The sequence below is a fragment of the Kitasatospora sp. NBC_00458 genome, assembly GCF_036013975.1.
Taxonomy (GTDB): domain Bacteria; phylum Actinomycetota; class Actinomycetes; order Streptomycetales; family Streptomycetaceae; genus Kitasatospora.
On sequence record NZ_CP107904.1, the window covers coordinates 609,347 to 623,008 of the forward strand.

Sequence of the window (13,662 nt, forward strand, 5' to 3'; positions counted from 1 at the left end):
CCATTCCCCGGCCGGCACCCCCGGGTCCGTGACAAGCCGGATTCCGGGACAGGGGCAGGGGCGGGAACGAGCAGCAGGAGCGGGGGCGGCACGGTGGAGACGTACGGCGACCTCGTCGCCGCCGAGGACGTCCTGCTCTTCGTCAACGCCGCGATCACCGGCACCGGCCAGCACGAGTTCCACGGCGGAGCGGACGAGCAGCGGCTCTCGCTCGACTTCCTGCACGAGTACATGCTCGTCAACTACCGCGAGCCGTACGCCGCCGCGCTCGCCCTCGACATCAACGACCACAACGCCGCGCTGATCGTCCGACGCCTGCTGGAGAACGCCCGCGAGGCCACCCCCGAGCAGCGGGACACCGAGGGCCGGCTGATCGCACGCCGGCTGGCGCTGCTGCCCCCGCAGCGGGTGTACCGGCTGATCGCGGAGCTGCGCCGGGCCAAGGTCAACAACCGCCGCACCCGCGCGATCCTGCGCGACTGGCTCGCCGCGCGCCCGGACCAGGCCTTCGACGCCGTGAAGTACCGCAGCGGCCTCAAGCTCGCACTGCGCCACACCCATCTGCGGCCGCTGGCGGAGGAGACCGGCGACTTCCTGTACGCGCCGCGCCGCCGCGGACGCTTCGAGTCGCCGCTGCTCGACGCCTGGCGCCGCGCCCACCACCAGCAGGCGGCCCTCTACGAACTCCCGTACACCGTCGCCGAGGGCTTCGCCCAGCGGCACGGCATCCCCCGCGCGACCTTCCTGGAGCGCATCGCACCCCGGATGACCACACTGGAGCGGCTGCGCCTCCAGGAGTCCGCCCGCGGCCACGGCGCCACCGCCGTCGGCGCCGACCTGGCCCGGATGCCGCTCACCAGGCTCGCCTCGTACGTCCTCGGCCTGCCGCCCGCCGACCGGACGGCCCGGCGCGCGGAGCTCACCGCGGCCCTGCGCGCCGCCGCCCGCCGGGCGGCGCTCTCCGCCGGTGCGCGGGAGGGCGGTTGGGGACGGGTCACGGCCGTCCTCGACGACAGCTTCTCCTCGTACGGATCGGGCCGCAAGCGACGGCGCCCGCTCGCCACCGCACTGGCGAGCCACTTCCTGCTGGAGGTGCTCGCCGACGAGTACACGGCGCTGTGGACCTCCGGCCGCACCGACGCGCTGCTCGCCCGGCCGACCGGCCCGACCCCGCTCGGCCGGCGGATCCTCGACGCGCTCGACACCGCGCCGCAGCGGCTGCTGATCGTCTCGGACGGCTGGGACAACGCGCCTCCCGGACTGGCCGCCGAGGTGCTGCGGGTGTGGCGCACCCGGCTCGACCCCGACCGGCGGACCAGCGTCGTGCACCTCAACCCGGTGTACGACGCCGAGGACTTCGACGTCCGGCGACTGGCCCCGACGGTGCCCACCGCCGGGCTGCGCGACGCCGAGGACCTGCCCTCGCTGGTCGAGTTCGCCCGGTTCGCGGAGGGCCGCACCGACCTCGCCGAGCTGACGGCACACCTGGCGGCCCGTACGGAGAGCTTCCTGGCAGCCGCCGACACGACCCGGGCCACCGGCACGGCTCAGGCCACCGGCACGGCCCGGGCCGCCGGACACGCGGAGGAGACAGGATGACCGCCGCAGCGCCGACGTTCCGTCCCGACCTGGCCGGCCTCACCGTGCGGCCCGCCCAGGTGTGGGGCGGGGTCCGGCTGGTGCCGCTGGTCCGCGACGAGCCGTTCCACGACCTCCGGCTCCACCAGGAGCTCCACGCGGACGAGTTCGCCGAGCCCACCGCCGTCCAGGCCGACCGCCGGACCACCTACCACGCGTACGTCCCGCACGGCTTCGTCGCCGACTGGAACCGCGACGGCACCCCCGCGGCCGCCTACGGCACCCGGCTCGGCCCCTCCCCGACCGGAACGGGGCCTGGCGGCGGTCCGGCAGCGGGGAACGGGACGGCACCCGGGAGCGGGACCGAGCACGTCCGGCTCCGGATGCCGCACCGGATGGCCAAGCGCGAGAACCGCACCAGGCTGCGCTTCCTCCCCCTCCACCTCGCCCTGGAGGGCTACCTCGCACTGCACTTCGGCGGCCCGTCGATCGCCTGGGAGCAGTGGTCCGAGCTGGCCCTGCGCCGCGGTCTGTCACCACGCGCCGAGGAGGCGTACAGCGGCGCCCAGGTCCGCGGACTGGCCGACGCCCTCCGGGTGTTCGAACTCCACCCCGGCCAGTGCGGCCTCCTGGTGTACGTCGCCGACGCCCTCGCGGCCACCTTCGTGGTGCCGCACCCCGACGACTACCTGGCCCTGCACCGGAGCCTGCTCCTCGACCTCTACGGCGAACTCATCCACCACTACGGCACCCTGTCGGCCCCGGTGCCCGACTTCCGTGCCGACCTGCGCCCCGCCGGGCCGATCCGCTCGCTCGCCGGGCTCCGCGCCGCCGTCGAGGAGGAGGAACGCGCCTGGGCGCGGTTCCACGACCTGACGATGGCCGGCGGCCTGCTGGGCGTGGAGCACCGCCGACAGGTGGTGTACCGGCTCGACCGGTTCACCCTCTCCCGCTTCCTGCCGGACTTCCGCCCCAAGCAGGAGAACCACATCGGCGAGACCATCACCGACGAGACCGGGCGGGTCGCCTACCTCAAGACGTTCCGCCTCTCCGAGAGCCAGGTCCGCCGCGGCCACCTCCTCGACCGTCTCGCCGCCCACGACTGGCACCTCCCGGCCACCGCCGCGTCCCTGGGGATCACCGAGGCCCAGCTCGGCCTCCGTCTGGAGTCCGCCGGATTCGGCGGCCTGCTGCGCCAGGACGTCCTCGACCACTACCGCCGCCAGGCCCGCCGGGGCAACGGGTAGGAGGGGCGTCCCGGCGCCGGCCGGGGCCGTCGCCCAGCGCCGGCGCACCTACGACCTGCGCGGCGCGGTGCGGCTGCGCCGAGGGATCCGCCTGCTGCCCGACGAGCCGGATGCGACCGAGCCGCCACCACGGGGGGCGCGGGTTCCGCCGATGCCCCCGGCACCATCCCGGCCGCCTGTTCCGCCTGTTCCGCCACCCCCGCCCGCGCCACCGGACGCGGGCCGACGCACCCCGTGACACGGCCACGGCGCGCCGCCCGCGGCGGGCCGCACCCCCGCACAAGTCCAGCGCCCGTCGGCGCTCGCCCGGCGAAAAGGGGTGGTGGTTCCCAAGGGTGACGCAGTAGGGTCGCCGCGATGATGACTTCTCCTGACAGATCGGGGGTCCCGTCCGCGCAAGGTGAGTGCTGATGCTCACTCAGGACGCGAACGGGGATTCCCGGCTTTCCTTCTGGCGGCGCGTGCGCGAGTTCGCCGTGCCGCCCACCGTGATCGAGACTGCGACCGCTCGCCGCCGGGTCGGTGACTGGGCGGGGGCCTGTGCTGCCGCAGGTGTCGACGTCGATCTCGACCTGCGGTCCGTCTCCCGTGCCTACGGCCGAGATCTCGCGGCACAAGTCCGCGACGACCTACGGCACTTGGCACCCGATCTGCTGCGCTGGCACCTTCCGAGGACCGCACCCGACGGGCTGCTGCGGCCCGGGCTGACCGTGCCGTTGGCACGGTACGGCTCTGGACCGGTGCAGCTCGTGGTCCGGACGACTCCGGCCTGGGCGGATGCCGGTCAGCGGATCAGCCTCGCGCTGTGGGACGCGTCCCGCGACGACGGGCGCCCGCGTCGGCATCCGCATCCGCATCCGCACCCCGCCCGGCGGTTCCGCCTCGACCTGCACCGCCACCTGTGGGACGCCCGCAGGGCAGGTGAGTTGGGGGTGCGGGCCGGGACCGGCCGACCGTCGGCAGAGGGGTTCCCGGTTCCGCCGGGGTTCAGCTGCGCCGTGGACCGGTGGGCGGCCGAGGCAGGGATCCTGCTCGGTGCCGAGGGCCGGTCCGCCGGGGCCGTGGTGGTCCGGCTCGGGTCCCGCCAGCGGCTGCTCCTCGACGTGCCAACGGACCGGGACGGGGCCGCCGTCACGCGCACGACGGCCGACCGGTCCGCCGGCCTGCCCGTCCTGCCGGACGCGGCGACCTGGGTACTGCCGGACCTGGAACTGCTCCGCGCCGGGCTGATCCGGCCCGACCAGCTCCATCCGCTGGTCGCCTCGGCCTTGGTGCCCGACCACTGGCAGGCCGACCCGGCGAGGGTGCCCGGCCCAGCGGTGGCGGCCGACCCGACAGGGCGGCACCGTGTGGTCGACTGCCGGGGTGAGCTGCACCGGATCGGCTTGGTCGACGGGGTGCTGGCCCCGCTGGACCACGACCCGGCGGAACTCCGGCGCGAGGAGCTGCTGGTCGCCCTGACCGGTACGCCGTTGCCCTGCCTGCAGGTCATCGACGAGGCACACCGCCGTCCGGAGAACCTCGCCGACGTCCGCGCGCGCCTCGACCACGGCGACACCGCCGGAGCGCTGGCCGCCGTCGAGGCCCTGCTGGGTCCCGAGGCGATGCTGCGCGAGGGTGCCTTGCGGGACGACCTGGAGGCGGCCGCCCGACAACGCGTCACCTACGGGCTGTTCAGGGCCGGCCTGGTCGGGCCGCGGATCGAGCACGTCGGCCGACCGGTCCGCCACCGGCGTCCCGCCCGCCGATCACGCCCCCGCCACGCCGACTCCCGCTGACCCGCGCACAGACGCCCTCCCACGCCTGCCACACCGGCCACACACCGACTCGCACCGGCCACACACCGACCCGCACCGAATCGCACCCGAAACGCCGACGGGTGCAGGGGCCACGCCCCGCCCCGAGCGATTCCCCCCGTGACCCACCGAGAACCCGAAGGTGATCCCGCCATGCCCCCGAGCCTTGCCATGCCCACTCGACTCGACGTCGCCGCCGACCTGTTGACCCTCCTGAACGACACCGCCACCGAACCGCGCCCGAACGCCCAGCTGGAGGCCCTGACCCTGGCCGTCGCCGCCGACCTGCCCGTCCTGCTCTGGGGCGAGCCCGGGATCGGCAAGACCGCCGCCCTGAACCAGCTCGCCGAGGCCCTGGACCTGCCGCTGACCACGGTGATCGCCAGCGTGCACGAGCCGTCCGACTTCTCGGGGCTGCCCGTCGTCGGGGACGACCCCGCCGTGCAGGGTGTCCCGATGGCCCCGCCGGACTGGGCGGTGCGCCTGGTCCGGGCCGGCCGGGGGCTGCTCTTCCTGGACGAGCTGTCCACCGCCCCGCCGGCCGTCCAGGCCGCCCTGCTGCGCGTGGTCCTGGAACGGCGGATCGGCGCCCTCCGGCTCCCGCCCGGGGTGCGGATCGTGGCCGCCGCCAATCCGCGTTCCTCGGCGGCGGACGGCTGGGAGCTGAGCCCGCCGCTCGCCAACCGGTTCGTCCATCTCCAGTGGACCCACGACCCCGAGGTGGTGGTCCGCGGCCTCGGCGGGACCTGGCCCCGTGCCACTCTGCCCCTCCTCGATCCGCAACTCCTGACCGGGGCCGTGGACTTCGCCCGCCGCGCGGTGTGCGGGCTGCTGACCGCCCGCCCCACGCTGGTGCACCGGCTGCCCGAGGGCGAGGTTCGGCGGGGCGGTGCCTGGCCGTCGCCCCGGAGCTGGGAGATGGCGCTGCGCCTGATCGCCTTCGCGACCGCCGCGGGCTCCGACCGGGAGGTGCTCTCCCAGTTGGTCCGGGGCACGGTGGGCGACGGTCCGGGGCTGGAGCTGCTGGCCGGCCTGGACCGGATGGACCTCCCCGACCCCGAGGTGCTGCTCGCCGATCCGGCGTCCGCCGTGCTGCCCGAGCGCGGGGACCTCCGGCAGGCCGTGCTGGACGGCGTGGTCGCGGCGGTCCGACGGCGTCCGGAGCGGGCGCGCTGGGACGCCGCCTGGGCCCTGCTGGTCCGGGCGGTGGAGACCGGGGCGCCGGACCTGGTGGTGGTGCCCGCCACCACGCTCGCCACGCTGCGCCGGGAGGACTGGGACGTACCGGCGTCCATCGAGGGGCTCGCCGGGGCGGTGGCCCTGTCCCGGCGGGCGGACCGTGCGGCCGTCATGGCCTCCGCCCGCACCACGAAGGCGGGCCGATGAGCACGCCCATGCGGACCGACGCGCCTGCCGCCGCCGGTGACGGCGACCCCGACACCGCGTGGGACACGGCACCGGACACCGCGTGGGACGGCGACCCCGACACCGCGTGGAGCGCCGCCCCCGGCACCGCACCTCAGGCACCCGCGGCCCGAGTACCCGTCCCCCGGCCCCACCCACCGGCGGCACCCGCACCGGCGGCACCCGCGCCGCTGGACCTCGACAAGCTGTTCGCCGCCCGCCTGCACGCGGCCCGGATCCGCCCCTACCTGGCGACGGCGCTGTTCGCCCTGCACGTCGTCGAGTCACGGCTGGTCCCGACGATGGCCGTCGACCGGCACTGGCGCTGCTACGCCTCCCCCGCGTTCGTGGCCCTCACCCCGGTCGAGGAGCTGGCCGGTGTCTGGGTGCACGAGGTCTCGCACCTGCTGCGCGACCACCACGGGCGCAGCGACCGGGTCGCGCGGGAGCGCGGGCTGACCGGTCCGGGCGAGCGGCTGCGGATGAACATCGCCGCGGACTGCGAGATCAACGACGACGTGTTCGGGGACGGGCTGGTCCGGCCGGAGGGGGCGGTCGAGCCGGCGGCCCTCGGGCTGCCCGAGGGTGAGCTGCTGGAGGACTACCTGCGCCGGTTCCGGCTGGGGCCGCTGACGCAGGGCCTGGTGTGGCTGGACTGCGGGAGCGGCGCGGACGGACTGGAGCGGGGTTGGGACCTCGGCCCGGACGGCGCGCACGGTCTCAGTGCGCAGGAGCGGGACGCGGTGCGGTTCCGGGTGGCACAGGGCATCAACGGCCGTCCGGGGCATGCCCCGAAGGGGTGGGAGCGGTGGGCGGAGGAGGCGTTCCATCCGCCGCGGGCGTGGCGGGAGCTGCTGGGGGCGGCGGTCCGCTCGGCGGTCTGCGGGTCCGGTTCGGGCGACGACTACAGCTACGGGCGGCCGTCGCGGCGTTCGGCGTCGGTGCCCGGTGCCGTGCTGCCGAGCCTGCGGCGCAGGCCGCCCCGGGTCTCGGTGGTGGTCGACACCTCCGGTTCGGTCGCCGACGCCGAGTTGGGCAGCGCGCTCCTGGAGGTGGCGGCGATCTCCCGGGCGGTGGGCGGGCGGCGTGACCTGGTCACGGTGGTGTCGTGTGACGCGGCGGCCCAGGCGGTGCACCCGTTGTGCCGGGCCGAGGGGATCGCGTTGGTGGGCGGTGGGGGGACGGATCTGCGGACGGGTTTCGCGGCGGCGCTGGGGAGGCGGCCGCGTCCGGACGTCGTGGTGGTCCTGACCGACGGGCAGACGGCGTGGCCCGCCGCCCGGCCGCCGTGCCGGACGGTGGTGGGCCTGTTCGGCCGGCCGTGGGCGGGGAGTTCGTGGCGTGAGGACGATCCGGACTACCGGCCGGACGTCCCGCCCGCCTGGGCGCGCGTGGTGGAGATCGGTTCGACCGCCACCGGGTGAAGCGAGCCGGGTGAGGTGAGTCGGATGAGGTGAGCCGGATGAGGTGAGCCGGATGAGGTGAGCCGAGTGAACGGCGGTCGGGCGCCGGCCGGATTCCTCGACACACCCAACTCCTTGACGAATCCATGACATTGACGGACCATCATGCTGGCGCGCGCCGCAGTTCCTCCCCTGTTCCGTCCCTACGGATCCCCCACAGGAGGACAGTCATGCGACTGCCCCGCCGAGGGAAGCCCGCCGCGGTCACCGCCGTCCTGCTGGCCCTCGCACTCGCCTCCCCGCTCACCCTCCAGGCCGCCTCGCACCCGGCCTCGGCCGCCGACACCACCACGGCCGCCGGCGCCACGGCCGACACCGTCCGGCAGTACCGCCTCGACGGGCCCCGCACCGTCGCCGAACGCACGGCCGTCGCCGCCACCGGCGCCTCCGTCGACGCCGTCCTGCCCGACTCGGTCGTCGTCACCGCCACCCCCGCCGAGGCCGCCCGGCTGCGGGCGCTCGGCTGGTCCCCCACCCTGCTGCCCGGCCCCCGGTACGGCGCGGGGGCCGGGGAGGAGGCGGTGGGCGCGTCGGTGTACGACTTCCCGTCCGCCGACTCCGGCTACCACAACTACGCGGAGGCCGCCGCCGACATCGACGCCGTGGTCGCCGCGCACCCCGCCATCATGAGCAAGCGCGTCATCGGCACCTCCTACGAGGGCCGGCCGATCGTCGCCGTCAAGATCAGCGACAACGTCGGCACCGACGAGAACGAACCCGAGGTGCTGTTCACCGCCCACCAGCACGCCCGCGAGCACCTCACCGTCGAGATGGCCCTCTACCTGCTGCACGAGTTCGGCGACAAGTACGCCACCGACAGCAGGATCGCCGGCGCCGTCAACGGGCGCGAGATCTGGGTGATCCCGGACCTCAACCCGGACGGCGGCGAGTACGACATCGCGACCGGCCGCTACCGGAGCTGGCGCAAGGACCGCCAGCCGAACTCCGGCAGCAGCAGCGTCGGCACCGACCTCAACCGCAACTGGAACTACAAGTGGGGCTGCTGCGGCGGTTCCTCCGGATCCACCTCCAGCGAGACCTACCGGGGCAGCGCGCCGGAGTCCGCCAAGGAGACCAAGGTGGTCGCCGACTTCGTCCGCACCCGGGTGGTGGGCGGCAAGCAGCAGATCACCGCCGCCATCGACTTCCACACCTACAGCGAACTGGTGCTCTGGCCGTTCGGCTGGACGACCGCCAACACCGCCACCGGCATGACGGCAGACGAGTACAACACCTTCGCCACCCTGGGCCGGACGATGGCCGGCACCAACGGCTACACGCCCGAGCAGTCGAGCGACCTCTACATCACCGACGGCTCGATCGACGACTGGCTGTGGGGTGCGCAGCGGGTGTTCGCCTACACCTTCGAGATGTACCCCGGGCCGAACGGCGGCAGCGGCTTCTACCCGCCCGACGAGGTCATCGGGCGGGAGACCAGCCGCAACCGCGAGGCGGTGCTGCGGCTGGTCGAGACGGCCGACTGCGTCTACCGCGCGATCGGCAAGCAGCAGCAGTACTGCGGTATCGCGAGCTGACGGCGGTCCGCGCCGGGCGGGATCCCGGGTCGGGCGGGATCCCGAGCCGGGTCCCGCCCGGCGCGGCCGCTCCGGCCGTACGCCGGGGAGCCGGCCGCACGGGGGGCGGACGGTCCGGCGGCGGCGTCGGGCCGGAGCTCGGGGCCTGGTGTCAGGCCGAGGCTCGGGGCCTGGCGTCAGGCCGGGGCCGGGGTGTCGGGCCGGAGCTCGGGGCCTGGCGTCAGGCCGGAGCCGGCAGCGGGGGCCGGGCCGTCAGGCGAGGGCCGTCGCCCCGGGGCGCGCGAACCGCGGGGCCGCCGCACCGGCGGGGGTGCCCACCGGGTCGGTGCCGCAGAACCGGTCGCGCCCGGGCAGGACGCCGTCGGCCAGGAAGCGGTTGGCCGCGGTGACGGCGCAGGACGGGGTGCCGGGGTCGTAGGCCCCGTGGTTGCCGCCGTCGACCGTGACCATCCTGGCGCGCCGGCCGAGCGTGGACCGCATGGCGAGGGCGCCCTCGTACGGGGTCACCGAGTCGCGGGCGGTCTGCAGCAGGAGGACGTTGGCCGGTCCCCGGTCGGTGATCCGGACCTGCGGTTCGAGCGGCTCCGTCCAGAACGCGCAGGGCCAGATGTTGGCGCCCAGGCCGTCCAGGATCGGGTACTCGGCCCGGCCGGCGGTCACGTTCCGCTGGTAGCGGGCGGTGTTGCGCGGGGCCGGGCTGTCGTTGCAGACGACCGCGAAGAGCGCGGCCACGTCGTTGTCGGCGGGGATCCCCGGCGTCGTCCGGTTCAGCCACCAGTACGGGACGGGGGCGTTGCCGTCGGCGGCGAGGTAGGTCCACCAGTCGGCGATCTCCTGGAAGAACATCGTGTGGTAGGCGTCGAAGCGGTAGATCGCGCGCCACAGACCGCCGTTGACCGGCCCGGCCACCGGGTGCACCACCGGGGTGCGGTCGAGCTTCGCGGCGAGGTCGAGGTAGTTCCGGCGCACGGCGGCGGGCGTCGCGCCGAGGTGCAGGTCGGCGTCGCGCGCGGCCGCCCAGGCGGCGAAGTCGCCGAAGCGCGCCTCACTGGCCGGGTCCAGGAGGGCGAAGCGTTCCTGCCAGGTGACGTTGGGGCTGACGTTGGAGTCGAGGACGACCCGGTCGGTGCGCCCGGGGAACAGCTCCGCGTACACGGTGCCCAGGTAGGTGCCGTAGGACGCGCTCAGGTAGGAGATCCGCGGTTCGCCGAGGGCGGCGCGGATCCGGTCGAGGTCGCGCGCCGTGTTGGCCGTGTTCAGGTGCCGGATCAGCTCGCCGCCGTTGGCCAGGCAGTCCCGGGCGACCTCGCGGGCGAACCGCACGTTCGGGGCGATGGAGCCGTCGGGGCCGGGGAACGGGAAGACGAGTTCGTTGGGCAGCTGTGCGGGCGTGAGCCCGCAGGTGACCGGGGTGCTGTAGCCGACGCCGCGCGGGTCGAAGCTGACCAGGTCGTAGCGGTCCAGCACGTCCTGGGGGTAGTCGTTCACGCGGCTGCTCGGGATGTGCAGGCTGGCCGCTCCGGGGCCGCCGCCGTTGTGCACCAGGACGCCCCGGCGCAGTCCCGGCTTGGCGGTGGACAGCCGGGACACCACGATCTCGATGGTCTTCCCGGACGGCGCACGGTAGTCCAGCGGGACACGGAGCCTGGCGCAGCGCAGCCGCGGGTCCACCGGTGCGGAGGAGGGGTCGGGCGGGCAGTCCGTCCAGGTCAGCCGCGGGGTGGACGGGCCGGGTGCGGCCTCGGCCGGCCCTGCGGCGGCGAGGGCGGCGGCGAGCGCCAGGGCCACCGCGCCGCAGACGGATCTCAGTGAATGCTTCAACATGGACTAGACCATAGGGAGACGAGGTCGCCACGTCATCCCCCTGACGGGGTGCGGGATCCGCGTCTCACGATGCGTCAGTCATGCGTGTGCGTCGTAGTCTTGACCCACCTCACCGGCCGGTGGGCGGGCGTCGGAGACCGGATGCCGGAGTCCGGATGCGGCCCCCTCGGCCGTGGGGCCTCGTCTCAGTCCCCGGCCGTCGGCCGTCGGTGGCCGCCGGACGCCACCGGTCACCCGGCGGCGAGCAGTTCGCGGGCCAGGCGGACCAGGGCCGGGATCGCCGGGTGCTCCGGGACGCCGCGCCGCCAGGCGAGCAGCAGGGGCACCGGCGGGGCGTCGGCCAGCGGCCGGTAGGCGAGGGCGGGATGCCGGTGGAGACGGGGTGTCGCCGACGTCGAGACGCCCACCGCCCGGCCCACGGCGATGGCCGTCAGCCACTCGTCCGTGTTGGTGACCTCGATCGTCACCGTCGGGCGCGTGGCGGCGGGCCAGAGGTCCAGGGTGGTGGTGCCCGCCACGGTGTTCAGCACGACCGGCCACGCCGCGAGGTCCGCCAGCGTGAGGACGTCACGGTCGGCCAGGTCGCTGCCGGCCGGCACCACCGCCACCCGGTCCTCCTCCAGCAGGAGTTCCGTCACCAGGTCGGGCGCGGCGACGTCCCCGCGCAGCAGCGCGACGTCGACGCTGCCCCGGGAGAGCCCGGCCGTGCGGTCGTCGATGCGGCGCAGCTCCAGCGGCACGTCGGGGTGCTCTTCGTCCCAGCGGCGCAGCAGCGGGATGGTGTGGTCGCCGAGGGCGGCCCAGGGGTGGCCGAGGCGCAGCGGGAGGACCGTCAGGGAGCGCGGGTCGAGGGCCTCCTCGACGGCGGCGACCGCGGCGGCGGCCCTGTCGCGGAAGGCCCGGCCGGCCGCCGTGAGCTCCAGGTGGTGGGTGGACCTGTCGACCAGCCGCACGCCGAGGTGGTCCTCCAGCCGGCGCAGCGTCCGGGAGAGCGCGGGCTGGCCGACGTGCAGCCGGGCCGCGGCGCGCGTGATGGTGCCCTCCTCGGCGATGGCGAGGAAGGCCCGCAGGTGGCGCAGCTCCATGGTCATGCCCGGAGAGCATAACCACCGCCGGATCGGCATTTCACGCGGAGCACGCGGGTTCCTAGCGTGGAGCCATGACGAACACGAGGTCCCACGCGGTGATGACGGGTGCACGGTCCGGGGCTCCGGCCTGGGCGGGAGCGGCGGCCGGGGCGGCCGCACCCACGACGACGGCGCCCACGGCGACGGCGCCCGGCACGCCCCCGACGCCCGCGTCGGGCGCGGCTCCCTTACCCGGGACGGGGACGGGGACGGCCGCCGCCGGCCGCGGCAGCCTCGGCGGGATCGGGCTGGTGGTGGCCGCCGGCCTCTCCGTCCACTTCGGCTCCGCCGTCGCCGCCCTGCTCTTCCCGCGCGTCGGGGCCCTGGGCGTGGTGACCCTGCGGGTGACGATCGCGGCCGTCCTGCTGCTCGCCGTCTGCCGCCCCCGGCTGCGCGGCCACAGCCGTTCGGACTGGGCGGTCATCGGGGCCTTCGGGGTCGCGCTCGGCGGGATGAACATCCTCTTCTACCAGGCGATCGACCGGATCCCGCTCGGTCCGGCGGTGACCCTGGAGGTCCTCGGCCCGCTCCTGCTGTCGGTGCTCACCGCCCGCCGGGCGGTGAGCCTGCTCTGGGCCGGGCTCGCGCTGGCCGGTGTCTTCCTGCTCGGGCGGGACGGCTTCGACGGGCTCGACCCGGCGGGTGCCGGGTTCGCGCTCGGGGCGGGCGCCCTGTGCGCGGTGTACATCGTCTGCAACGCCCGGGCCGGTGCGCGGTTCCCGCGACTGGACGGACTGGCCCTGGCGATGGCGGTGGCCGCCCTGGTCAGCCTGCCGCTCGGGGTCGGTTCCGCGGGCGGCGCGCTGCTCGACCCGCGGGTGCTGGGGCCCGGGCTCGCGGTGGCGCTGCTGTCCTCGGGGCTGCCGTACACGCTGGAACTGCTGGCCCTGCGCCGGCTCCCCTCCGCGACGTTCGCGGTGCTGATGAGCCTGTCCCCGGCGATCGCGGCGCTGGCCGGGTTCCTGGTCCTGGGCCAGTCGCTGTCGACCGGGCAGTGCCTGGCGGTCGCCCTGGTGGTGGCGGCGGGCGCGGGGGCCGTGCGGACGGGCTCCGCGGGGCGGCGGGAACGCTGAGCGGTGGGTGGTGTCCGAGCATCGGACAAGATCTTCTACACTACTGATCGGTCATCAGTTCGACGGATGGCCGAATCATCAGTGAACACCAGGAAAATCAGGGGGAACCATGCGTCGCCGCATGTCCGCGCTCGCCGCCACCGCCGTGCTCGCGGGAGGCCTGCTCCTCTCCGTCGCACCCGCCCAGTCCGCCTCGGCCGCCGGCTCGATCTCGGTCAACGTCGAGGAGCTCCGGGTCCAGGCGCAGAAGCTCCACACCCAGGCCAACAAGCTGCGCCAGCAGGGTCACTACCAGGAGGCCAACGTCGCCGAGGCCCGGGCGCGGTCGCTGGACGCCTACATCCAGCGGCTCCTCGACTGCGAGCGCAACGTCCGCTGCTGACCGCCTCCGGGTGGGGCCGCCGGACGCCGGGCGGCCCCACCCGGCTCACGTGACGCCGCACCGGTTCCGCGAGGGCCCCGACCGTGTCGGGGCCCTCGTCGCGTTCCCGGGGAGAGCCCCCGGCCCCGGCCCCCGCCTGAGACCGGCCGACCCCGTCCCCGACCCCGCCCCGCCCCGAAGCGTCCCGTTCCACCGTTCCAGGCGGACGCGTTTCCGCAGGCCGGAGGCCCTGA

The 13,662-nt window shown here is 75.3% G+C and carries 10 protein-coding genes; 8 read left to right on the plus strand and 2 right to left on the minus strand.

The window, feature by feature from the left end:
* The first annotated feature begins 93 nt into the window (after positions 1–93).
* The 6 genes from OG550_RS02525 (at position 94) to OG550_RS02550 (ending at position 9,023) form a co-directional block, all read left to right on the plus strand.
* Positions 94–1,599, plus strand: a complete 1,506-nt coding sequence (locus OG550_RS02525) for a hypothetical protein (protein WP_327674003.1) — start codon at positions 94–96, stop codon at positions 1,597–1,599.
* Positions 1,596–2,825, plus strand: coding sequence for an ARPP-2 domain-containing protein (locus OG550_RS02530; RefSeq protein WP_327674005.1), 1,230 nt, complete (start codon positions 1,596–1,598; stop codon positions 2,823–2,825). The genes OG550_RS02525 and OG550_RS02530 overlap by 4 nt, the downstream gene beginning before the upstream one ends.
* 410 nt (positions 2,826–3,235) lie before the next feature.
* On the plus strand, positions 3,236–4,603 hold the full coding sequence (locus OG550_RS02535) for a hypothetical protein (RefSeq protein ID WP_327674007.1): 1,368 nt from the start codon (positions 3,236–3,238) through the stop codon (positions 4,601–4,603).
* A gap of 171 nt (positions 4,604–4,774) precedes the next feature.
* Entirely contained in the window at positions 4,775–6,007 is a 1,233-nt protein-coding gene (locus OG550_RS02540) for an AAA family ATPase (RefSeq protein ID WP_327674009.1), read from the plus strand.
* Complete coding sequence (locus tag OG550_RS02545) at positions 6,004–7,449, plus strand: vWA domain-containing protein (RefSeq protein WP_327674011.1); 1,446 nt, start codon at positions 6,004–6,006, stop codon at positions 7,447–7,449. Before OG550_RS02540 ends, OG550_RS02545 begins: the two co-directional genes overlap by 4 nt.
* A 209-nt stretch (positions 7,450–7,658) precedes the next feature.
* Positions 7,659–9,023 (plus strand): M14 family metallopeptidase, encoded by a 1,365-nt coding sequence (locus OG550_RS02550; RefSeq protein WP_327674013.1) that lies wholly within the window; start codon positions 7,659–7,661, stop codon positions 9,021–9,023.
* A 252-nt stretch (positions 9,024–9,275) separates the two neighbouring features.
* On the opposite strand, the gene OG550_RS02555 is transcribed toward OG550_RS02550, so the two are convergent.
* Both OG550_RS02555 and OG550_RS02560 read right to left on the minus strand, forming a co-directional pair.
* On the minus strand, positions 9,276–10,847 hold the full coding sequence (locus tag OG550_RS02555; RefSeq protein WP_327674015.1) for an alpha/beta hydrolase: 1,572 nt from the start codon (positions 10,845–10,847) through the stop codon (positions 9,276–9,278).
* Between the two features lie 230 nt (positions 10,848–11,077).
* The gene (locus tag OG550_RS02560; RefSeq protein WP_327674017.1) at positions 11,078–11,938 is read right to left on the minus strand and encodes a LysR family transcriptional regulator; all 861 of its coding nucleotides are present in this window, start codon (positions 11,936–11,938) and stop codon (positions 11,078–11,080) included.
* A 68-nt stretch (positions 11,939–12,006) separates the two neighbouring features.
* On the opposite strand from OG550_RS02560, the gene OG550_RS02565 reads away from it, so the two are divergent.
* Positions 12,007–13,047, plus strand: coding sequence for an EamA family transporter (locus OG550_RS02565; protein ID WP_327674019.1), 1,041 nt, complete (start codon positions 12,007–12,009; stop codon positions 13,045–13,047).
* Positions 13,048–13,156: 109 nt separating this feature from the next.
* Positions 13,157–13,429 carry a hypothetical protein gene (locus tag OG550_RS02570; protein ID WP_327674021.1) on the plus strand — a complete coding sequence of 91 codons (273 nt, stop codon included), beginning with the start codon at positions 13,157–13,159 and terminating at the stop codon, positions 13,427–13,429.
* The last annotated feature ends 233 nt before the right edge of the window (positions 13,430–13,662 follow it).